Here is a 20,068-nt window from a genome sequence, read left to right on the forward strand (position 1 = left end):
ACCCATTTCTGAAACTAGCGAATCGCCACAACAGTTTGCTACAACTATAGGCAACTAAATCCACGGGTTTCGCTAGTATTCACAGGTGTTATCCCGAAATTAATCAACAACCGCACAAGTAGGTTGAATTTCAGTACCGCAATGTTTAGTTTAGCGGTATCCTCTACTGAGGCAATTTTAATTCTAGGAGCACTATTATGAGCCTATCAAAACTTACTGTGGCAACATTTGCTGCTGCCGCTTTCGCAACTGCCTCATTCGCAGGTACTCTAACTGAGCCAGATGTTATGACAGTAGAAGAGCCAGAAGCAGCTTCTTCGTCTGCTGGTTCTGCAGCATGGTTGATCCCACTTCTGCTAATTGCAGCTATCGCAGCTGCTTCTTCTGATGACACATCAGCAACAAGTGAATCAGAACGCTAAGAATTTTACACCAACACAGTTGGTACTACAGTTTAAAAAAGCGAGGATTAGCCTCGCTTTTTTTATGTCCAAATTTTGATAACTAGCGCGCTCTAATCCGCGTAAGTAATGCGCGCCACCGCGCCGCGGCCTTGGGCTCTAACAATATCGCCAAACTAAACCCTGTTGCGAAACCCGTTAGTTCCGCCGCCAGATCATTGTTACCCCCAAAGGCCAACATATAAAGCAACTGAATAACAATCAAAAATCCTATCAGGCGAAAGGCCATATAGCCATTGTCTCCGCGATCACGCATCAAAACAAATTGGAGCCACGTAAAGGCCCCGATCAGCCCATAGACCGCAGGATACCCCCCCAACAACAGGGTATTCCCTGTGGTAAACAGCGCCTGCGCCAAGGCGCCGAATAACCCGCTTAGCAAAAACATCGCCAGCACCGCCAAGGGATGGCAAATCTCGCCCACATATTTCCCCATTGCCAATGTAAACACGCATACAAACAGCGCATGTATGGCCCCCGTGTGGATGAAAATATAGGTAACAAAGCGAATAATATGCTCGATAGGATAGCTGGCATTCTGGATCATCCAATCAAAAATCGCCCCCACAAAACCAAATGCCCGGCTGTATTCCAGCCGCCAACCTATGGCCTCGCGCCCGCCAATAAATCCCGCCTCGCCCAATTGAAAGATCACCTCTATCCCCGCCATCAACACCACCAGAACCACAATAACCGCAGGCACCGAATTAAAAGGTGATGCATTTGCATTTGGATCAAACATTCAGATGGTCTCCATTGGTTGACGTTCATTGGGTGTTTTGTGATAACCCACCCAACAGCATCTAATCCAAACGGAGCACAATTGCCATGACAGAAGCGCAGATCACCCCGCGCGTATTTTCAGGAATCCAACCATCGGGAAACCTGACCCTTGGGAATTACCTAGGCGCGCTACGCCGGTTTGGTAAAATGCAAGATGACGGTATTGAAACCATCTACTGCGTGGTAGACATGCACGCCATAACGGTATGGCAGGATCCAGCCGCCCTGCGCAACCAGACCCGCGAACTGGCGGCGGCCTATATCGCCTGTGGACTAGATCCCCAAAAGTCCATTCTGTTTAACCAGAGTCAGGTGCCCGCACATGCCGAATTGGCTTGGATCTTGAACTGTGTGGTGCGTATTGGCTGGATGAGTCGCATGACCCAGTTCAAGGACAAGGCCGGTAAAAACGCCGAGAAAATGTCCCTAGGGCTCTATGTGTACCCTGCGTTGATGGCGGCGGATATCTTGACCTATAAGGCCACACATGTGCCCGTTGGTGAGGATCAGAAACAGCATGTTGAGCTAACCCGTGATGTGGCCGCTAAATTCAACCATGATTACGGTGTCGATTTCTTCCCGATCCCCGATCCCGTAATCGAGGGCACCGGCACGCGTGTGATGTCCCTGCGCGACGGTAACAAGAAAATGTCGAAATCCGATCCGTCAGACAAAAGCAGGATCAATTTGATTGATGATGCGGATACAATTGCCGCCAAAATTCGCAAGGCCAAGACCGATCCAGATGCCCTGCCATCCGAGGCCGCTGGCCTTGCGGATCGCCCAGAGGCCCGTAATTTGGTAAATATCTATGCAGGCCTTGCTGACATTTCTGTAGACGATGTTTTACGTGAATTTGGTGGCCAACAGTTTGGCGCATTCAAGCCCGCCCTTGCGGATTTGGCTGTGAACCATATGGCCCCGATCAGCTCTGAAATCGCGCGCCTATTGGCACAGCCAGACGAGATCGACCGCATTTTGGCCAATGGCGCAGAACGTGCCGATGCAATCGCTGCTCCTATTTTGGCAGAGGCCAAACAAATCGTCGGATTTATTAAATAAAGCTCGGGTGTAATGGCGGGCCCCCTTGGGGCCCTAGCCTGCCTTGGGCAGTCGAATTTCAAAGATCGTGCCCATGTCATCACTTTGGATTAGTTCCAGTGTACCATTGTGATTTTGAATCAACTCGGCCGAAATGGCCAAGCCCAGACCCGATCCACCAACCCGCGCACTGCCCTCAAAGGGTTTGAACATATTCTCACGCGCGCGTGGCGGCATACCCGGCCCATTATCGCTGATCCGCATTACAAAGCTCTGCCCATCCTCGCTGGCATCTAGTGTAATCAGCCCTGACGTTCCACGGGCTGTCAGAACCTGACGCGCATTGCGGGTTAAATTCGACACCACCCGAAATACTTGATCCTTATCCGCCCAGCAGCTAAGCGTCGGATCAGCCGCAATGTCTATTTGCACATCCCCATCCCCAATCGCCAGACGCTCTGCCTCGGCCACATCCTCGAACATCTCTAGGATCGGGAATTTAGACAGCTCAGGCGTGGGCTCTTCGGCTTTGCCAAAAGACAGGGTGCGCTCGCACAGGTTTACCGCCCGCGACAGGCTGTTCACCAGCTTTGGCGCAATGCGTTGAATGCGGGGATCATCACTAATCTCCATGCGATCCGCCAACAATTGTGTGGTGGTCAGAATATTGCGTAGATCATGGCTGATCTTTGAGACAGCCCCCCCCAAGGCAACCAGCCGTTTGCGTTCCAGCAAGGATTGGTTCAGCTGTGTTTCCATTTCCGCCAAGGCCTGCTCGGCTTGATACAGCTCAGTTACGGGAGCCTTGGGTTGAATGATTTTCTTGGCATCTTCGGGCGCAGATTGGAAATTTTGGATTTGGGTCACCACACGGCTGATTGGTGCGCCGATTAATTTGCGCGTGGCTACAAACAACATCAATCCAATGGCCAAAGATAGCCCCAAAGACAGCCAATAAATCCGCCAACCATACCCCACCATAGCATTTCGCAGAGGCCCCTCGGCCATGGTGGCCTCGATCAACGTGCCGCCCCCTTTGACCGGTGCGCCAACGACACGGATGACACGATCTGATCCATTAATCAGTGTATCAAAGGCATCGCGGATCAAAGTCCACGCGCCGTTTTGGCGCAAATCTACCGTCATATCCACCGCAGCAGGCATTGGGCTCGCCAACACCAATTCGCGCATTTCATTGCGGTTTAGCACAATATTCAGCACCTCAGCATTGTCCAATAGCTCTTCTTGTAACTCTAATGAGATCATCGCATCCGGTGCCGCCAATAACGTCAGCGAAGCGATCTGCGATCTTTCAAGCCGCTCGCGCAAATAATCCTCGCGAAAGCGTGCAACCGAGGGCACAAAAATCATTACCTCTGCCACCATCACAAATATGATAGTCAGCAACAAAAAGCGCCCCGAAAGTGTTCTTAGAAACATATACCTGCCTTGCTTGGGGTGTTCAGAACCTTTGAACCAAACCCACTACGTTTTTTACGACCTTACTATCAAATAGGCGAGGGGTAAAATAGGCCCCTGCGGCGCGTTTATTCACCTCGCCAAGAGTGGGATAGGGGCTGATCATCGCGGCCACCGCCCCCATTTTCAACCTATTTGCCAAGGCCAAGGCCCATATCTGGATCAGCTCGCCCGCTTGTTCACCAACAATAGATGCGCCCACAGGGCGCCCCTTGACCACCATCACCTTTACAAATCCCTTGGTCAGGTGGGATGCGCGGGCGCGGTCATTATCGGCGTAGTCTGCGCGCACAACGCTTAGCGCCTCTCCATATTTTTCTCGGGCCTGCGCCTCTGTTAACCCTACCTGCGCCAATTCAGGGTCGGTATAGGTTACCCACGGCACATGATCCATGCGTTGTTTGCTGGGCAGACCGAAAAGCGCCGATTTGATGATCACCCCCGCATGATACCCCGCCACATGGGTGAATTGTAACCCCGCCGCCACATCACCAATGGCATATACACGTTTATTTGTGGTCTTTAACGATGCATTCACTTTGATGCCCCCGCGCGTCGGTTCTATGCCCGCCGCCTCTAGGTTCAGGCGATCAACATTGGGTTTTCGCCCCACGGCCATCAAGAGATGCGATCCGCTATAGCTGGGCCCATCTTTGGTGTTCAGGGTAATCCCGTGCCTGTCTTGGGCAACATCGGTGACCAAGGCCCCCTCGACAATATCAATACCCTCAGCGCGCAGCGATTCTATAACTACGGCTGCTAATTCTGGATCATCATTGCCCAGCGCCTTTGCGCCCTCTAGCACCGTTACCTTGCACCCAAGGCGGGCATGGGCCTGTGCCATTTCCATGCCGATCGGCCCGGCACCGATAATGATCAGATGTTCTGGGCGCTCTTGTAACTCAAACACATTTTCATTGGTCAGGTAATCCACATCAGCTAGCCCAGGAATGGGCGGCACAAAGGGCGCAGACCCTGTAGAGATCACAAACCGGCGCGCGGTAATGATCGTATCCCCCGCCTGCACCTCGCGCGGTGAAATGAAGGTGCCGAACTCAGAAATCACATTCACCCCCAGCCCCTCGAAACGCTCGACACTGTCGTGGGGTTCTATCCCCTTGATCACAGATGCCACATGGGCCTTGGCGGCGGCGTAATCCACCACCGGCACCTGTGGGGTTACCCCCATTGCGGCGCCCTTGGTCTGGCTATGGGCGGCCTTGCCCGCGGCCAACAGCGCCTTGGACGGCACACAGCCATAATTCAGGCAATCACCGCCCATTTTGTGGCCCTCTAGCAGAACCACATCGGCCCCCATCTGCACAGCACCCGCCGCTACAGACAGGCCACCCGAACCCGCCCCAATTACACAAAGATCCGTTTTGATACGTTTCATGGTGCTGTTTCCTTTTTAAATTTTGAAATCAAGATCGGTAATGCGGCCAATGCCGCCAACCCTAGAATTGGCCCCAAAATATGAGGTTCGAATATAATACCAAGATTTGGCGTTTCTCCGCGGGCAAATATTTCACCTAGGCCCGCCCCAACAGAGGTATAGACCACCGCCCCCGGCATGATCCCGAAAAACGTGGTCCATGCAAAACGGCGTAGAGATACCCCAACAAACGCTGGTGCAAGGTTGGCCACGAAAAACGGCACCGCAGGTACAAGGCGCATCAGTAACAGATAGCTCACCTCGTTCTGACGAATTTCCTTTTCCATCTTATCCAAAAAGCCGCTTTTCTGGCTATCGCCCAGCTTTGCGGCGAAACTATCCCCCAATCCCGTCTTGGCGGCGATGAAAATCGCACAGGCCCCGATGCTGGCCCCAAGTATATTAAACAGGGCACCCGGAAATATCCCGAATAGAAATCCACCCGTTAGGGTCAGAATTGTGGCACCCGGCAGGGAAAATGCCACCGCCACCACATAGAGCGCCACAAAGACCAAGGCGGCGATCACATAGTTATTGTCGCGCCATTGGCTCAGGGCCTCTTGGTTAGCGGCAAGATTTTCAAAACTGACGATATCACGTAGGAAAAACGCACCCAATCCAGCCCCCAACGCAATAACCCCTAGGGGAATCATTTTGCGAATATTCATAGCAATCTACCTTTGTTGTCCTGTGTTGCATCTTTAATGCGCGATTGGTCTTTTTGACGCTAGCCCCATCACGCGGGGTTGATCTTGGGTGATCAATTGTTTCAATTCTCCCAAGTTTTAGGTCACCATCAGCGGTTTTGGCATTTTTTTTCAATTTCCTGTAATAAAACTGATGCAATGCGAATTGACTTAGCCCCAGCATCGGCCTAAAGAGCAACTCTCGAACACCACGGGCTTCGAATCCTTTGTGGTTTGGCCCAAGACGATCAGGAGATCGAAATGAAACGTACATATCAACCAAGTAACTTGGTTCGCAAACGCCGCCACGGCTTTCGCTCACGCATGGCTACCAAAAATGGCCGCAAGATCTTGAACCGTCGCCGGACACAAGGTCGTAAGAGCCTGTCAGCATAGGCTGACGTTTTTTGCGTTTTTGCACATGAAACCGCCAGAGGCAAAATCAGACCCCACTTTGGGCGCTGGTGATCCTCCGCTGGCGGTTTTTCCACGTCTGGAAACCCTGAAAGTGCGTGCGGATTTTCTAAGTGCTTCGCGCGCGGCGCGCCGTGGCACATCAGGCCTATTGCTACAGGCACGGTTTCGCGATGACGGAAATCCACACATTCGCGTGGGTTACACCTGCTCTAAAAAAATTGGCAATGCGGTGGCGCGCAATCGCGCCAAAAGACGCCTGCGCGAAATCGCCCGCGCAGTTCTGCCCAAACACGCCAAACCGGGCTGGGATTATGTGTTGGTGGGCAAACCCCGCGCCACGATTGATCGTGCCTACGATGCCTTGCTAGGCGATCTGCGCTATGCATTAAAAAAAATCCATTCCCCCTCCAAGGATTGAATTCTACCCTGAGCAAGTCTATCCTATGACTAAAAAGATAGACATATGCCAGACAGCGCCCCCCACATCGAAATCCCAGACGTTCCGAATGATGCCAAATTCACGGATGCCGCCGCCGCGGTAGAACGCATCATCGATATTTATCAGCATTCCCAGGGCTTCTTGCGCGCAGCGTTTCTAAATGTACTGGGAGGCACAGGTGCAGAGCAGAAATACCGCGCCTTCTATCCCGAAATTCGGGTGCGTGTGACCAGCTATGCCGCCGTCGACACCCGCCTATCGTTTGGTTATGTGGCCGAGCCGGGCAAATACGCCGCCACCATCACCCGCCCAGAGCTGTTCCGGGGTTATCTGACCCAACAATTACAATTGATTATCGACAATCACAATGTTCCGATCGAAGTAGGCATTTCAAAAATGCCAATGCCGGTACATTTCGCCATGAAATCCAGCGATGTAATCACCACCACCGAAGATGCTCCAACCCTGCCCCTGCGCGATATGTTCGATGTGCCACAGCTCGATGAGATCGATGATGCGATTATGAATTTTGGTGCCATGGGCACATCTGACGAGGATCGCCACCTTGCGCCTTTCACGGCCCTGCGCGTGGATTATTCTCTGGCCCGCCTAGAGCATTACACAGCCACCTCGCCAGAACATTTCCAAAACCATGTTCTGTTCACCAACTATCAGTTCTATATCGAAGAGTTTGTGAAATATGCCAAAGCCGCCATCGCAGACCCTGCATCGGGTTATGTGGCGCTGGTGGAACCCGGCAATGTGATACACGATGCCGATGGAACCAATGATGCGGATGCCAAATCTCCACAAATGCCTGCCTACCACCTAGCGCGCGCCGATGGATCGGGGATTACCATGGTGAATATCGGGGTTGGGCCTAGCAACGCCAAAACCATCACCGACCACATCGCCGTTCTTCGTCCCCATGCGTGGATTATGGTCGGCCACTGTGCTGGCCTGCGCAATTCACAAAAGCTTGGGGATTACATTCTAGCCCATGCCTATGTGCGCGAGGATCACGTCTTGGATGATGATCTGCCCACATGGGTGCCAGTCCCCGCTTTGGCTGAAATTCAGGTGGCCCTAGAAGAGGCCGTAGAAGAAGTCACAGCCCTGAAGGGCTATAACCGCAAGAAGGTTATGCGCACTGGTACTGTCGCCACCATTGACAATCGCAATTGGGAATTGCGCGAGCAGTCTGGCCCCGTGCACCGGCTATCACAATCGCGAGCCGTGGCGCTGGATATGGAAAGCGCGACAATCGCCGCCAATGGCTTTCGCTTTCGTGTGCCCTACGGGACATTGCTGTGCGTTTCAGACAAACCCCTACATGGAGAGCTAAAGTTACCGGGCATGGCCTCGGCCTTTTACAAGCAGCAGGTCTCTCAGCATCTGCATATCGGGATCAAGGCCATGGAGCGCATCCGCGATATGCCAATGGAGCGCCTGCATTCGCGCAAATTGCGCAGCTTTGATGAAACGGCATTTTTGTAATGTCGCCACTTGCATGGGTGTTTTCGATGATCGTGCGGTTCTATCGCATGGTTGTCAGCCCCCTATTGGGCGGTAACTGCCGCTTTCAGCCCACCTGCTCGTCCTATGCCCTAGAAGCGCTAAAGAAACACGGCGGCATCAAGGGCGGCTGGCTGGCCCTGCGCCGCATTTCAAAATGCCACCCATGGGGCGGGTCTGGTGTGGACAATGTGCCGGATTAAAAGAAATCCCCCGCGCTATGCTTGGCGTGCGGCGATTCTCTCGCGCCATACGGTATAGATCCCCGTTACAATCACAATTGTTGCCCCCAACAGCGTCCATAGATCTGGTCGTTCACTAAAGATAAAGAACCCAACCACCAACGAGAAAATCAGCCGCGAATAGCGAAAAGGTGTCACAATCGCCGCCTCTCCGATACGCGTGGATAATACCAGCCCAAAATACCCGATCACCCCAAAAGAAACCCCACCGGCGATAAACGCCCACTGTACCCCCGAGGGCGCTTGGAATGTGGTCTCGCCAAACATCACCATGCCACCACCAACCACAGCCACCGCATAAAACGCCTGAAAGGACAAAACCGCCGAAGGCACATCCGCAGGCAACCACCGCGTTATCAAATCGCGCATAGAAACGAACAGAACCGCGATCAAAACAAACACTATATCGGCATTAAACACCGCAAATCCAGGCCGAATGATAATAAGGACCCCCGTAAATCCGATCAAGATCGCCGCCCAGCGCCGCCAGCCAACCGCCTCGCCCAGAAACAGGGCCGCACCCATAGTAATCACCAAAGGCGTCACCTGAAACACCGCCGCAACCGTAGACAGAGGCAAGATGCTAATCGCATACACAAAGGATACCCCCGAGGCTGCCTCTGATAGAAACCGCAGGATCATCCCCCGATTCCAATACCGACCGGTGGCCAGCCGGTGCCCCTTAGCCAGGGCAATCGCCACGAAAATGGTGCCCCCGCCCAGCCCAAGCATCAACAATATTTGCCCCGTGGACAAATCCGCGGACATTTTCTTCACAAACAAATCTTCCATAGTAAAGCCAGCCATGGCCACTAACATCAATAAGATGCCCTTGATATTATTCATCACAAAACTTTCAGAAGGGTATTGCCCGTATCAAGACAGGGAACCAAGCGACTTCGCAACCCCAAAATCATTCTAACCAAAACTATCGCATGTTTCACCGCTATAGGGCCAGCGCACGCCCTTAGGCCGACAGAATTCTCCCCCTAGCCCCCCCCGCAGATCCCCGCTATAAGGCCCCCGCGCGAAGGAGCCAGCTATGCTAGACCAACAATCAGAAATTCACGCCCTTTTCGAAGGCGCCCCCAGCACCACAGAATTCAAAAAACTGCGCAAGCGGATCATTCGCCAAACCCGCGAAGCGGTCGAGCAATATGGCATGATCGAACGCGGCGCCAAATGGCTGGTCTGCCTATCGGGGGGCAAAGACAGCTATACATTGCTAGCCGCCCTAACCGAGCTACAGTGGCGCGGCCTGCTGCCCGTGGAAATTCTGGCCTGCAATTTGGATCAGGGCCAACCCAATTTCCCAGCCACGGTTTTGCCTGAATTTCTAGAAAAAATGGGCGTGCCTAATCGGGTAGAATTCGAGGACACCTATTCCATCGTCAAAGACAAAGTGCCAACAGGGCGCACATATTGCGCCATGTGTAGCCGCCTGCGCCGCGGCAACCTCTACCGCATTGCCCGCGAAGAGGGATGCTCGGCAGTGGTTTTGGGCCACCACCGCGATGATATCTTAGAAACCTTTTTCATGAACCTATTCCATGGCGGGCGGCTGGCCACCATGCCGCCCAAACTGGTCAATGACGAGGGCGATCTATTCGTGTATCGCCCGCTGGCCCATGTGGCCGAGGCCGATTGTGAGAAATTTGCCAATGCCATGAATTATCCCATTATCCCCTGCGATCTGTGCGGTTCCCAAGATGGGCTACAACGTCAACAGGTGAAACAAATGATCGATCAATGGGAACAAAACAGCCCCGGCCGACGCCAAGTGCTGTTCAAATCCTTAACAAATGCGCGTCCCAGCCACCTGTTGGATGAAAAACTGTTCGATTTCGCAGGGCTTACGCGCCCCAATCCCAAAACCCCATAGCCGATCAATCTCTTGACCTTTGGGCCAAGAGTCTATTGAAGCTATCTAACCTCAAAATTCCAGTTATTCGGGCCTAGAAATGCAAGACGATAGTAACAAGAATATGATCCTTGCCACCGTGCTAAGCATGTTGGTTCTGTTGGTGTGGTTTATTATTTTCCCACCAGAGCAACCCCAACCTGTACAACAAACACAGGTGGTGAATGCAGATGGATCCGTGCAACCCCCACAAAACAGCACAGGTTCGCTGGCCCCCAGCATTACCACCACCGCCACGCAAACCCGCGACGGTGCCTTGGCCAGCAGTGCACGTCTACCCATTAAAACAGACCGCCTAGAGGGGTCGTTGTCGTTGACGGGTGCACGCATCGATGATCTGCGCTTGATCGATTACAATCGCAAACAAAACGACGATAGCGAAAAGGTCACCCTCTTGTCCCCTGCGGGCGGGCCGGCGGCCTATTATATCCTGCACGGCTTTATTCCCGCGGGATCCCTGACCTATGATGATGTCCCCGGCGCCAGCACCCCATGGGCGATCGAGGCAGGCAACACCCTAACCCAAAACACCCCCGTAACATTGAAATGGGAAAATGCTTCTGGCCTGATTTTCCGCCGCACCTTGTCGATCGATGACAACTATATGTTCAACGTTCAGCAAACCGTCGAAAACACCGGCCCCGGCGATGTGATCCTGCAACCCTACGGCATGATCGTACAGCGCGGCCCAATTGCCCGCGCCGCCTATGGCCGCAAAGAAAGCTCGACCGGCGGTGTATACATCCTACACGAGGGTATCATCCTAAATGATGGTGAGGCCCGCGAAGAAATCGACTACAAAGATATGCCAGACGAGGACTACTCTGATCGCGAACGCGCCAACCTGCGCATTATCCCCGCCGACCAAAACGGCTGGATCGGCTTTACAGGTAAATACTGGATGACCACGCTGATTCCGGATGCGGTCAACGGCTTTGATGCGGTATCGAAATACACCGAAGGCGCGGATCGCTACCAAGCAGAGGCCCGCCAAAAGCCGATCACAGTGGCCGCAGGCTCCTCCACCACCGTGACATCGCGCCTATTTGCTGGCGCCAAGGAATACCAAACCATCAAGGACTATGGAAATGAGGCCGGTATTGCCGATTTCATCGATAGCATTGACTGGGGCTGGTTCTTCTTCCTAACCAAGCCGATGTTCGCCGTACTGCATTGGCTGAATGGCATCATTGGCAACATGGGTTGGGCAATTATCGCCCTGACCGTGCTGATCAAGGCCATCCTATTCCCGCTCGCCTATAAATCATTTGTCTCTATGGCCCGCATGAAAGAATTGCAGCCAGAAATGGAGAAACTGAAGGAAAAACACGGCGATGATCGTGCAGCCATGCAACAAGAGGTGATGAAGCTGTACCGCACCAAGAAGGTGAACCCTGCGGCGGGTTGTCTGCCGATCTTGCTGCAAATCCCGATCTTCTTCTCGCTGTACAAAGTGATCTTCGTAACTCTGGAATTGCGCCATGCGCCATTTATTGGCTGGCTAACAGACCTGTCAGTGCCTGATCCAACCTCTATCCTGAACCTCTTTGGCCTATTGCCATGGGGTGTTCCGGGGCCAGAAAACTTCTTTGCTATTTTCTCTATTGGTGTTTGGCCGATCATCATGGGCATAACCATGTGGCTACAACAAAAGCTGAACCCAGCCCCCACGGATAAAACACAGGCACAGATTTTCGCATGGATGCCCTTTATCTTTATGTTCATGCTGGGCGGCTTTGCCTCTGGTCTGGTGATTTACTGGGTGGCCAACAATACGCTGACCTTTATTCAGCAATACACCATCATGCGCTCACAGGGTGTGAAACCAGACATTCTAGGCAACATCTTTAAGCGCCTGAAAAAAGAAGAGGCAAAATAATGGGAACCGTCACCAACCTGTGGCGGCATCCGATCAAGGGGGTCGGATGCGAACCCCTAACAACCAGCCTGATGATCCATGGGCAATGCATGCCAATGGATCGTCACTGGGCCCTAGCCCACAGCGCCAGCAAGGCCGATTTTGATAATCCGCAATGGGCCCGCTGTTTGAATTTTGCGCGCGGTGCACGTACCTATTCGTTGATGGCCGTCACCGCATCCCTGGATGAAACCAGCGGTGAAATCACCCTTAACCACCCAGATCAACCCAGCATCACCCTAGATCCAGAACAGGACGAACCCGCCCTGATCCAATGGGTGCGCGCCATTTCTGACCCAGACCGCGTGATGCCAGAGCGCCTTTACAAGGCTGATCGCGGCCTAACCGACAGCCGAGAACAGACGGTCTCGATCCTCAGCAATTCCAGCCTAAGCGCCCTTGGACAGTCCATGGGAATGGATCTCGATCAACGCCGCTTTCGCGGGAATATCTGGCTAGATGGTCTGGCCCCATGGCAAGAGTTTGATCTGGTCGGTCAGGTTCTGCGCATCGGTAGCGCTGAATTTGATATCATCGACCCAATCGAACGCTGTATGGCCACCACGGTGAACCCCGATTCCGGCACATCAGATGCCCCCACCCTAGCAACACTAGAGCGCGACCATGGCCATAGAAATTTCGGCATCTTTGGTGTGGTGCGAAAAACCGGCACCATAACTCTTGGCGATACAGCACAGGTCATCTCATGAAAATCGACTATACATTGGCCCCCGATCCTGAAAAACCGGAAATCGAGGCCGCGCGTTTGCTCTTTGCACAAGAAACTGATTTCTTAAAGGGCGTGGTGGCCATGGATGGCATGCCCCCCGCTGATCGCCTAGAGGTTTGCTTTGCGGGACGCTCGAATGTAGGTAAATCCAGCCTGATCAATGCCCTAACCGGGCGTAAATCTCTGGCCCGTACATCCAATACGCCCGGCCGTACCCAAGAGATCAATTTCTTCACCCTACACGACAGCCATTATCTGGTGGATGTGCCCGGCTATGGTTTTGCCAATGCCCCCCTGCCCGTTGTCAAAAAATGGCAAGCCCTGCTAAAGGCCTATCTCTCGGGGCGCGCCTCTTTGCGCCGCGTGTTCCTGTTGATCGACAGCCGCCACGGCCCCAAGGCGGTGGACGAGGAGATCATGGCACTGCTGGGTAAATCGGCTGTGACCTTTCAGGTGGTTTTGACCAAATCAGACAAGCCCAAGAAGGGCGAGCTGGACAAAATCATCACCAAAACCAAAGAGGTGGTTTCAAAATACCCCGCCGCCTATCCGGAATTCATCTTGACCAGTTCAGAAAAAGGCGATGGCATAGCCACCCTGCGCAATACCATCCGCACACTGGTTTAAACCTTTGAAATTCGCACCAATCACGCTATCCAAGTAGAAAACAACAAATGGCCGCGCAAATGGAGAAATCACAAGCAATGAAACGCGACTCTATCGCCACCGCTCGCATGCTGTCTGAGGCCCTGCCTCATATTCAGCGCCACGATGGATCGATCATCGTGATCAAATTGGGCGGGCATGCCATGTCATCCCCCGATGCTATGGCTAGTTTTGCGCGTGATATTGTGATGATGCACCAGTGTAATCTAAAGCCAGTGATCGTGCACGGCGGCGGGCCCATGATTAATGCCATGCTGGAAAAGCTGGAAATCCCAACAGAATTCAAAGACGGCAAGCGGATATCAACCCCGGAAACGGTAGAGGTGGTTGAAATGGTGCTGTCTGGTACCGTGAATAAAACCATCGTTCAGGCTATCAATGATCAGGGCGGGCGCGCGGTGGGCCTATCGGGCAAGGATGCTAAGCTGTTAGTCTGTGATCAGGCCGAAGGCGGGTTGGGACTGGTAGGTGCCCCCAAGAAGGTTAACGCAGGTGTTATAACGGCCATGCTGGATGGCGGGTTCATCCCGGTGATAGCCCCCTTAGGCGCGGGGGAACAGGGTCAGACCTTTAACGTAAATGGTGATACCGCCGCAGGGGCAATCGCGGGCGGATTGGATGCAGATCGCCTGTTGTTGCTAACGGATGTAGCGGGTGTAAAGGATGGCGAAGGCGATGTTTTGACCAACCTCTCGGCTGAGCAGGTACATGCAATGACCCAAAGCGGAGTCATTTCAGGCGGCATGATCCCCAAAACCCAAACCGCCCTAGATGCCATAAGCAACGGCGTTCGCGCAGTTGTGATTTTGGATGGGCGCGCGGATAATGCATGTTTGTTGGAATTGTTTACAGACCACGGCGCAGGATCAATGATCCGCGCCTAAAGGCGGGATAATGAACGACGCAACACTACGACTGGCGATTTTCTTGGGGCTATTGGCCCTGTTGATTGCGGCGGAATATATGGTGCCACAACGCGCGCGCGCACTACCGCGCACATCACGCTGGCGCACCAATATTTCCGTAGCCTTCTTGAATGTTGTCACCCTGTGGATCATGGGCGCACTTCTGCCTGTGATGGCAGTGGGGGCCGCGCTTGATGCTGGGGCGCATGGTTTTGGTCTGCTAAACCACCTCTCTTTGCCCTATGCTGTGGAATTTATGATCGCACTCATCGCGCTGGATTTCTCGATCTGGGCGCAACATCTGATCACCCATAAAATCCCACTGTTGTGGCGCCTGCACCGCGTGCACCATGCGGATCGCGATATGGATGTGACCACGGCTGTGCGCTTCCATCCCGTAGAAATCGCGCTATCGATGGCCTTGAAAATCGGGCTGATTTATGCGCTGGGTCCTGCCGCCTTGGCGGTGCTAACATTCGAGGCATTGTTGAACGGTTTGGCCATGTTCAACCACGCCAATATCAAATTGCCGCCTCGGGTTGATGCGATTCTGCGCCTGTTTATCGTGACCCCAGATATGCATCTGGTGCATCATTCAACAGACCGCGCAGAACACGACAGCAATTATGGCTTTGGGCTGTCGATCTGGGATCGGCTATTTGGCACCTATACCGCCAGACCGCGCAATGGGGTGCGCGATATGCGCATTGGCCTGCACTGGCAGGATGACCGGCCCAGCCGCCTGAAATGGGTGCTTGGCCTGCCCTTTCATAAAAAATGACCCTGTCGCAGATAAACACCGTGGCCCTGGCGCAGGGGCTGGTGATCAACGGGGCCTTCCATCCCGAAATTTCAGATAACATCGCGGCAAAAACCCTTATTTTACTGGGGCCATCTCAAGGGTTCTGGGATATTTTTAGCACCTCGCCAGAATATAATGACCGCAAAGATAACCCTCTGGATCGCTGGTCTATGCGCATCATTACCGCCATAGCACAGGAATTTAACGCCACACCACAATTCCCCTTCGGAGGGCCACCCTATGCGCCCTTTCTAAGTTGGGCCATAGAAAGCCAACGGGCCTGGCCTTCGCCCATTGGTATGTTGGTGCACGACAATCAGGGGCTAATGGTTTCTTATCGCGGTGCCCTGTTGCTGGATCACCCCCTGCCCCTGCCTACACCACCCAGCGCCAGCCCCTGTGGCACCTGCGACGCCCAGCCCTGCACCAGCGCCTGCCCTGTGGATGCCTTTGCGCAGGGCGGCTATGACGTGGCGCGGTGTCGAACATACCTGCACAGCCCCGAGGGCCAAACCTGTCTCGAGGGTGGGTGCCTTGCGCGTAGGGCCTGCCCGATCTCCAAACCCAAGTCTCGCCCCAAGGGTCACAATCTGTTACATATGATCCCATTCAAGGAGAACACATGAAAAAATTGATACTGACCAGACATGCCAAATCAGATTGGAACAACCTGAACGCTTCGGATCACGAGCGCACCCTGAATCCCGCTGGACGATCCGCCTGTGGGATTATAGCGCGCTGGCTAATTGACCAAGCGACCCTGCCCAAGCAGGTTCTATGCTCGGATGCCACCAGATGCGTAGAGACATGGTCTTATCTTGAGGCAGATCTGAATACAGATATCGAGGCGAATTATCTTCGCAACCTCTATAATGCCAGCGCCGATCAGATCAGCGCACAACTAAAATCTGCCTCTGGAGATTGCGTCATGCTATTGGCCCATAATCCAGGCATCGCCGAGGCCGCCAGCCAACTGTGTAAAACCCCGCCAAACCACCATAAATTCGCCAGCTACCCAGCGGCAGCGACTGTAATACTGGAATTCGAGATCGCCAATTGGGCCGATTTGACACCCCATAGCGGCACCGTATTAGGCTTTACCGTACCCAAAGATCATATGGCCTAGCACCGCGCCACAAATCGGGCTATGACCATAGAATACTAATTCACAGGGGCCCCATGCCACAATCGATCTTGATCACAGGCTGTTCGTCTGGCATCGGCTATGATGCCGCACATACATTGCACAAACAGGGTTGGCAGGTCTTTGCCACCTGCCGACAACAGGTTGATTGCGACCGCCTGCGCACCGAGGGGCTAAACAGCTTGGTATTAGATTATGCTGATGAGGCCTCGATCAAACAGGCCCTTGCACAGGTGTTGGATCAAACTGGCGGCACGCTCGATGCACTGTATAACAACGGTGCCTTTGCGCAGCCTGGGCTGGTTCAGGATTACCCCCGAGATGCATTGCGTGCAATATTCGAGGTAAACCTGTTTGGCTATTTTGACCTGATAAACCAAGTCCTGCCCGTGATGTTCAAACAAGGCCATGGGCGGATCATAAACTGTTCGTCGGTGCTAGGGCTTGGGGCATTGCGCGCCCGCGGCGCCTATAATTCCACCAAGTTCGCCATGGAGGGCCTGACCGATACCCTGCGCCTAGAGCTTAGGAAAACCCCCATCCACATTTGCCTGATAGAACCCGGGCCCATCACCACCGATATCCGCACCAAGGCCCAACCGCATTTTGAAAAATGGATCGATTGGGAAAAATCACAGGGACGCCTTTTCTACGAAAAACAATTGATACCGCGCCTCTACGCCACCAACACCACCCCAGATTTCGGCGAATTGCCCGCCAGCGCCGTGACCAAAAAGCTGATCCATGCGTTGACGTCCAATCGACCAAAGCCGCGCTACTATGTCACCGTGCCAACCTATATGGTAGGGATTATGAAACGATTGCTCAGCACCCGCGCGCTTGATCGCGTACTGGGGCGGATGTAACCTAAACCAAAGGCCACCTGATGTTTGACCCTCTCTATATTCTTGTTTTGCTTGCGCTTTTGGCCGTTGTGGTGGTGCTCACCATCGGGCTGTTAGGCTTTATGACTGGTGGCGAGTTTAACCGCAAATATGCCAATAAGCTGATGCGCTTGCGCATCGTCATGCAGGCGGTTGCGGTGGTTCTGATTCTAATCTTTATCGCACTACGGGGTGGCAGTTGATGGTTCGCCTAGACAAAATATATACCCGCAAGGGCGACAGCGGCAAAACCGCATTGGGAAATGGCGCGCGTGTTGCCAAACATGATCCACGGGTCAATGCTTATGGCACCGTCGATGAAACCAATTCTTGCGTCGGCCTTGCCCGCCTACACGCCACGGGCGATATGGATGTAGCATTGGCACGCATCCAAAATGACCTATTTGATCTGGGCGCAGACCTCTGCCGCCCCGATATGGCCCGCGACAAGGATGCCGAGTACCAACCGTTGCGCGCAAATGACGCACAGGTCGCACGCCTAGAGGCCGAAATCGACGAGATGAACACCGAACTGGCCCCCCTAAGCAGTTTTATCCTACCCGGAGGCACCCCAGTGGCGGCACATTTGCACCTATGTCGCACTGTTTCGCGCCGTGCGGAACGTTTGGCGGTAGAATTAGCGGAATCCGAGGATATAAACCCCGCGGTTATTCAATATTTGAACCGTTTATCCGATTGGTTTTTCGTTGCCAGCCGCTGGGCGAACGAAAAAGGCGCCTCAGACGTGTTGTGGGTGCCCGGTGCGAACCGTTAATGAACACTATCGCACTTACGCGACGTTTTCCGACAGTTGACTGGTTATTTTGCACTTTTCTGTGCGAAACACATTGTTTAAACCAATCACAGTATGTTCCGCCCAAAACCTTGGGCTCTTAGAGGAGAAACGCAGTGAAGGTTATTGTACCCGTCAAACGCGTGATCGATTATAACGTAAAGGTACGTGTAAAAGCGGACGGAAGCGGTGTTGATCTCGCCAATGTAAAAATGTCTATGAACCCATTCGACGAAATAGCCGTCGAAGAGGCGATTCGCCTGAAAGAGGCTGGAAAAGTAGAAGAGATCGTTGCGGTTTCTATCGGTGTTAAGCAATCCCAGGAAACATTGCGCACCGCCTTGGCCATGGGTGCAGATCGCGCGATCCTGATCGTCGCATCCGAGGATGTGCACAACGATATCGAACCTCTGGCCGTTGCAAAATTGCTAAAGGCTGTGATCGACGAGGAAAAACCAGAATTGGTTCTTTGCGGTAAACAAGCCATCGACAACGATATGAACGCCACCGGCCAAATGCTATCTGCATTGCTGGGCTGGTCACAGGCCACATATGCATCCGAGGTTGCCCTTGAGAGCGATAGCGCCACAGTCACACGCGAAGTGGACGGCGGCTTGCAAACCATCAAGGTGAAGTTGCCTGCGATCATCTCTGTTGATCTACGCCTGAACGAGCCGCGCTACGCATCTCTTCCCAATATCATGAAGGCCAAGAAAAAGCCGCTGGACGAGAAAACCGCCGCTGATCTAGGTGTCGATGTAACACCACGCCTTGAAATTGTGAAAACATCAGAGCCAGCCGAACGCGCTGCAGGTGTGATCGTATCCGACGTGGCCGAATTGGTTGCCAAACTTAAAGACGAAGCAGGGGTGATATAATGGCTGTTCTTCTACTTGCCGAAGTTAACGGCGCTGACATTTCTGTTGACCAAACCGCCAAGGCCCTAACAGCCGTTGCATCACTGGGTGATGTAACCGTGCTATGCGCCTCTGCTGGCTGTGGTGATGCGGCGGCCACGGCGGCCACGCTTGATGGTGTTGCGCGCGTAATCTGTGCCGACGATGCGGCCTATGGCAATGGCCTAGCCGAGCCTGTGGCTGATTTGATCGCATCGCTTGCGGGCGACTATGATCACATTGTGGCCCCGGCTACCTCTTCTGCCAAAAACATCCTTCCCCGCGTTGCGGCATTGCTGGATGTGATGGTGATTTCTGATGTCACCGCCGTAGTTGATGGCGATACATTCGAGCGCCCAATCTATGCAGGCAACGCGATCCAAACCGTTAAATCATCCGATGCAAAGAAGGTTGTTTCTATCCGTACCGCAGGATTTGATGGTGCTGGCGAAACAGGTTCTGCTGCTGTGGAAAATATTGCCGCTGTTGCAAACCCTGGCCTATCGGAATGGGTTGAGGACAAGGTGCAAGAATCAGATCGCCCAGACCTGACCAGCGCAAAGGTGGTGGTATCTGGCGGTCGTGGTGTTGGATCTGAGGAAGACTTCAAGATCATCGAGGCCTTGGCAGACAAGCTAAATGCAGCGGTTGGTGCATCGCGCGCAGCTGTGGATTCTGGCTATGCCCCCAATGATTGGCAAGTTGGACAAACAGGTAAGGTGGTTGCACCCGATCTCTATATCGCCTGTGGTATCTCTGGTGCAATTCAGCACCTTGCAGGTATGAAAGATTCCAAAGTAATCGTGGCTATCAACAAAGACGAAGAAGCCCCGATTTTCCAAGTGGCTGATTATGGTTTGGTTGCAGACCTGTTCGACGCGGTTCCCGCCCTAACAGACGCACTATAAGCC

At 53.4% G+C, this 20,068-nt stretch carries 24 protein-coding genes; 19 read left to right on the forward strand and 5 right to left on the reverse strand.

The features are described from left to right. Window positions 1-197 precede the first annotated feature (197 nt). Window positions 198-422 carry a hypothetical protein gene (locus QQL62_RS06540; RefSeq protein ID WP_284377093.1) on the forward strand — a complete coding sequence of 75 codons (225 nt, stop codon included), beginning with the start codon at window positions 198-200 and terminating at the stop codon, window positions 420-422. A gap of 82 nt (window positions 423-504) precedes the next feature. Here the strand turns inward: QQL62_RS06540 and QQL62_RS06545 are convergent, their stop codons facing one another. Next, window positions 505-1,203, reverse strand: coding sequence for a rhomboid family intramembrane serine protease (locus tag QQL62_RS06545; protein WP_284377094.1), 699 nt, complete (start codon window positions 1,201-1,203; stop codon window positions 505-507). Between the two features lie 86 nt (window positions 1,204-1,289). Here QQL62_RS06545 and trpS point away from each other — a divergent pair, with 86 nt between their 5' ends. Beyond that, a complete protein-coding gene (gene trpS / locus QQL62_RS06550) occupies window positions 1,290-2,306 on the forward strand; it encodes a tryptophan--tRNA ligase (RefSeq protein ID WP_284377095.1) in 1,017 nt (338 codons plus the stop codon). Between the two features lie 33 nt (window positions 2,307-2,339). Here trpS and QQL62_RS06555 read toward each other — a convergent pair whose 3' ends face one another. Genes QQL62_RS06555 through QQL62_RS06565 form a run of 3 tightly spaced genes read right to left on the reverse strand, consistent with a single transcriptional unit; the run spans window position 2,340 to window position 5,867 of the window. Then, window positions 2,340-3,725, reverse strand: a complete 1,386-nt coding sequence (locus QQL62_RS06555) for a sensor histidine kinase (RefSeq protein ID WP_284377096.1) — start codon at window positions 3,723-3,725, stop codon at window positions 2,340-2,342. 22 nt (window positions 3,726-3,747) lie between these two features. Next, window positions 3,748-5,160 (reverse strand): dihydrolipoyl dehydrogenase family protein, encoded by a 1,413-nt coding sequence (locus tag QQL62_RS06560; protein WP_284377097.1) that lies wholly within the window; start codon window positions 5,158-5,160, stop codon window positions 3,748-3,750. Further along, window positions 5,157-5,867 (reverse strand): TVP38/TMEM64 family protein, encoded by a 711-nt coding sequence (locus QQL62_RS06565; RefSeq protein ID WP_284377098.1) that lies wholly within the window; start codon window positions 5,865-5,867, stop codon window positions 5,157-5,159. The genes QQL62_RS06560 and QQL62_RS06565 overlap by 4 nt, the downstream gene beginning before the upstream one ends. Window positions 5,868-6,146: 279 nt before the next feature. On the opposite strand from QQL62_RS06565, the gene rpmH reads away from it, so the two are divergent. From rpmH to yidD, 4 genes are read left to right on the forward strand one after another with little or no spacing between them, the layout of a single operon-like run. Further along, a complete protein-coding gene (rpmH, locus tag QQL62_RS06570; RefSeq protein WP_284377099.1) occupies window positions 6,147-6,281 on the forward strand; it encodes a 50S ribosomal protein L34 in 135 nt (44 codons plus the stop codon). Between the two features lie 25 nt (window positions 6,282-6,306). Next, a complete protein-coding gene (rnpA, locus tag QQL62_RS06575) occupies window positions 6,307-6,720 on the forward strand; it encodes a ribonuclease P protein component (RefSeq protein WP_284377100.1) in 414 nt (137 codons plus the stop codon). Window positions 6,721-6,765: 45 nt separating this feature from the next. Continuing rightward, window positions 6,766-8,238, forward strand: a complete 1,473-nt coding sequence (locus tag QQL62_RS06580; RefSeq protein WP_284377101.1) for an AMP nucleosidase — start codon at window positions 6,766-6,768, stop codon at window positions 8,236-8,238. Further along, window positions 8,238-8,459, forward strand: a complete 222-nt coding sequence (gene yidD / locus QQL62_RS06585) for a membrane protein insertion efficiency factor YidD (protein ID WP_284377102.1) — start codon at window positions 8,238-8,240, stop codon at window positions 8,457-8,459. The genes QQL62_RS06580 and yidD overlap by 1 nt, the downstream gene beginning before the upstream one ends. Window positions 8,460-8,474: 15 nt before the next feature. Here yidD and QQL62_RS06590 read toward each other — a convergent pair whose 3' ends face one another. After that, window positions 8,475-9,344, reverse strand: coding sequence for a DMT family transporter (locus tag QQL62_RS06590; protein ID WP_284377103.1), 870 nt, complete (start codon window positions 9,342-9,344; stop codon window positions 8,475-8,477). A gap of 196 nt (window positions 9,345-9,540) precedes the next feature. Here QQL62_RS06590 and ttcA point away from each other — a divergent pair, with 196 nt between their 5' ends. The 13 genes from ttcA (at window position 9,541) to QQL62_RS06655 (ending at window position 20,065) form a co-directional block, all read left to right on the forward strand. Then, window positions 9,541-10,380, forward strand: a complete 840-nt coding sequence (ttcA, locus tag QQL62_RS06595; RefSeq protein WP_284377104.1) for a tRNA 2-thiocytidine(32) synthetase TtcA — start codon at window positions 9,541-9,543, stop codon at window positions 10,378-10,380. 79 nt (window positions 10,381-10,459) lie between these two features. After that, window positions 10,460-12,298, forward strand: coding sequence for a membrane protein insertase YidC (gene yidC, locus QQL62_RS06600; RefSeq protein WP_284377105.1), 1,839 nt, complete (start codon window positions 10,460-10,462; stop codon window positions 12,296-12,298). Further along, window positions 12,298-13,047, forward strand: coding sequence for an MOSC domain-containing protein (locus tag QQL62_RS06605; protein WP_284377106.1), 750 nt, complete (start codon window positions 12,298-12,300; stop codon window positions 13,045-13,047). The genes yidC and QQL62_RS06605 overlap by 1 nt, the downstream gene beginning before the upstream one ends. Beyond that, on the forward strand, window positions 13,044-13,694 hold the full coding sequence (yihA, locus tag QQL62_RS06610; protein WP_284377107.1) for a ribosome biogenesis GTP-binding protein YihA/YsxC: 651 nt from the start codon (window positions 13,044-13,046) through the stop codon (window positions 13,692-13,694). Before QQL62_RS06605 ends, yihA begins: the two co-directional genes overlap by 4 nt. Before the next feature lie 77 nt (window positions 13,695-13,771). Continuing rightward, on the forward strand, window positions 13,772-14,617 hold the full coding sequence (argB, locus tag QQL62_RS06615; protein ID WP_284377108.1) for an acetylglutamate kinase: 846 nt from the start codon (window positions 13,772-13,774) through the stop codon (window positions 14,615-14,617). A gap of 10 nt (window positions 14,618-14,627) precedes the next feature. Continuing rightward, window positions 14,628-15,419: a sterol desaturase family protein gene (locus QQL62_RS06620; RefSeq protein WP_348520657.1), complete on the forward strand. Its 792-nt coding sequence runs from the start codon at window positions 14,628-14,630 to the stop codon at window positions 15,417-15,419. Beyond that, entirely contained in the window at window positions 15,416-16,066 is a 651-nt protein-coding gene (locus QQL62_RS06625; protein ID WP_284377109.1) for a ferredoxin, read from the forward strand. Before QQL62_RS06620 ends, QQL62_RS06625 begins: the two co-directional genes overlap by 4 nt. Then, complete coding sequence (locus QQL62_RS06630) at window positions 16,063-16,566, forward strand: SixA phosphatase family protein (RefSeq protein WP_284377110.1); 504 nt, start codon at window positions 16,063-16,065, stop codon at window positions 16,564-16,566. The genes QQL62_RS06625 and QQL62_RS06630 overlap by 4 nt, the downstream gene beginning before the upstream one ends. A 53-nt stretch (window positions 16,567-16,619) precedes the next feature. Next, window positions 16,620-17,450, forward strand: coding sequence for an SDR family NAD(P)-dependent oxidoreductase (locus tag QQL62_RS06635; protein WP_284377111.1), 831 nt, complete (start codon window positions 16,620-16,622; stop codon window positions 17,448-17,450). A gap of 17 nt (window positions 17,451-17,467) precedes the next feature. Further along, entirely contained in the window at window positions 17,468-17,671 is a 204-nt protein-coding gene (locus QQL62_RS06640; RefSeq protein WP_284377204.1) for a twin transmembrane helix small protein, read from the forward strand. Continuing rightward, complete coding sequence (locus tag QQL62_RS06645) at window positions 17,671-18,243, forward strand: cob(I)yrinic acid a,c-diamide adenosyltransferase (RefSeq protein WP_284377205.1); 573 nt, start codon at window positions 17,671-17,673, stop codon at window positions 18,241-18,243. Before QQL62_RS06640 ends, QQL62_RS06645 begins: the two co-directional genes overlap by 1 nt. 134 nt (window positions 18,244-18,377) lie before the next feature. Continuing rightward, window positions 18,378-19,139 carry an electron transfer flavoprotein subunit beta/FixA family protein gene (locus QQL62_RS06650; protein ID WP_284377112.1) on the forward strand — a complete coding sequence of 254 codons (762 nt, stop codon included), beginning with the start codon at window positions 18,378-18,380 and terminating at the stop codon, window positions 19,137-19,139. Beyond that, window positions 19,139-20,065 carry an electron transfer flavoprotein subunit alpha/FixB family protein gene (locus QQL62_RS06655; RefSeq protein WP_284377113.1) on the forward strand — a complete coding sequence of 309 codons (927 nt, stop codon included), beginning with the start codon at window positions 19,139-19,141 and terminating at the stop codon, window positions 20,063-20,065. The genes QQL62_RS06650 and QQL62_RS06655 overlap by 1 nt, the downstream gene beginning before the upstream one ends. Window positions 20,066-20,068 lie beyond the last annotated feature (3 nt).

The organism is Amylibacter marinus, from assembly GCF_030160015.1.
Taxonomy (GTDB): Bacteria; Pseudomonadota; Alphaproteobacteria; order Rhodobacterales; family Rhodobacteraceae; genus Amylibacter; species Amylibacter marinus.

Coding starts and splice junctions, on each gene's coding strand:
- QQL62_RS06540 (WP_284377093.1), top strand. CDS start 198: ATGAGCCTATCAAAACTTACTGTGGCAACATTTGCTGCTGCCGCTTTC.
- QQL62_RS06545 (WP_284377094.1), bottom strand. CDS start 1,203: ATGTTTGATCCAAATGCAAATGCATCACCTTTTAATTCGGTGCCTGCG.
- trpS (WP_284377095.1), top strand. CDS start 1,290: ATGACAGAAGCGCAGATCACCCCGCGCGTATTTTCAGGAATCCAACCA.
- QQL62_RS06555 (WP_284377096.1), bottom strand. CDS start 3,725: ATGTTTCTAAGAACACTTTCGGGGCGCTTTTTGTTGCTGACTATCATA.
- QQL62_RS06560 (WP_284377097.1), bottom strand. CDS start 5,160: ATGAAACGTATCAAAACGGATCTTTGTGTAATTGGGGCGGGTTCGGGT.
- QQL62_RS06565 (WP_284377098.1), bottom strand. CDS start 5,867: ATGAATATTCGCAAAATGATTCCCCTAGGGGTTATTGCGTTGGGGGCT.
- rpmH (WP_284377099.1), top strand. CDS start 6,147: ATGAAACGTACATATCAACCAAGTAACTTGGTTCGCAAACGCCGCCAC.
- rnpA (WP_284377100.1), top strand. CDS start 6,307: ATGAAACCGCCAGAGGCAAAATCAGACCCCACTTTGGGCGCTGGTGAT.
- QQL62_RS06580 (WP_284377101.1), top strand. CDS start 6,766: ATGCCAGACAGCGCCCCCCACATCGAAATCCCAGACGTTCCGAATGAT.
- yidD (WP_284377102.1), top strand. CDS start 8,238: ATGTCGCCACTTGCATGGGTGTTTTCGATGATCGTGCGGTTCTATCGC.
- QQL62_RS06590 (WP_284377103.1), bottom strand. CDS start 9,344: ATGAATAATATCAAGGGCATCTTATTGATGTTAGTGGCCATGGCTGGC.
- ttcA (WP_284377104.1), top strand. CDS start 9,541: ATGCTAGACCAACAATCAGAAATTCACGCCCTTTTCGAAGGCGCCCCC.
- yidC (WP_284377105.1), top strand. CDS start 10,460: ATGCAAGACGATAGTAACAAGAATATGATCCTTGCCACCGTGCTAAGC.
- QQL62_RS06605 (WP_284377106.1), top strand. CDS start 12,298: ATGGGAACCGTCACCAACCTGTGGCGGCATCCGATCAAGGGGGTCGGA.
- yihA (WP_284377107.1), top strand. CDS start 13,044: ATGAAAATCGACTATACATTGGCCCCCGATCCTGAAAAACCGGAAATC.
- argB (WP_284377108.1), top strand. CDS start 13,772: ATGAAACGCGACTCTATCGCCACCGCTCGCATGCTGTCTGAGGCCCTG.
- QQL62_RS06620 (WP_348520657.1), top strand. CDS start 14,628: ATGAACGACGCAACACTACGACTGGCGATTTTCTTGGGGCTATTGGCC.
- QQL62_RS06625 (WP_284377109.1), top strand. CDS start 15,416: ATGACCCTGTCGCAGATAAACACCGTGGCCCTGGCGCAGGGGCTGGTG.
- QQL62_RS06630 (WP_284377110.1), top strand. CDS start 16,063: ATGAAAAAATTGATACTGACCAGACATGCCAAATCAGATTGGAACAAC.
- QQL62_RS06635 (WP_284377111.1), top strand. CDS start 16,620: ATGCCACAATCGATCTTGATCACAGGCTGTTCGTCTGGCATCGGCTAT.
- QQL62_RS06645 (WP_284377205.1), top strand. CDS start 17,671: ATGGTTCGCCTAGACAAAATATATACCCGCAAGGGCGACAGCGGCAAA.
- QQL62_RS06655 (WP_284377113.1), top strand. CDS start 19,139: ATGGCTGTTCTTCTACTTGCCGAAGTTAACGGCGCTGACATTTCTGTT.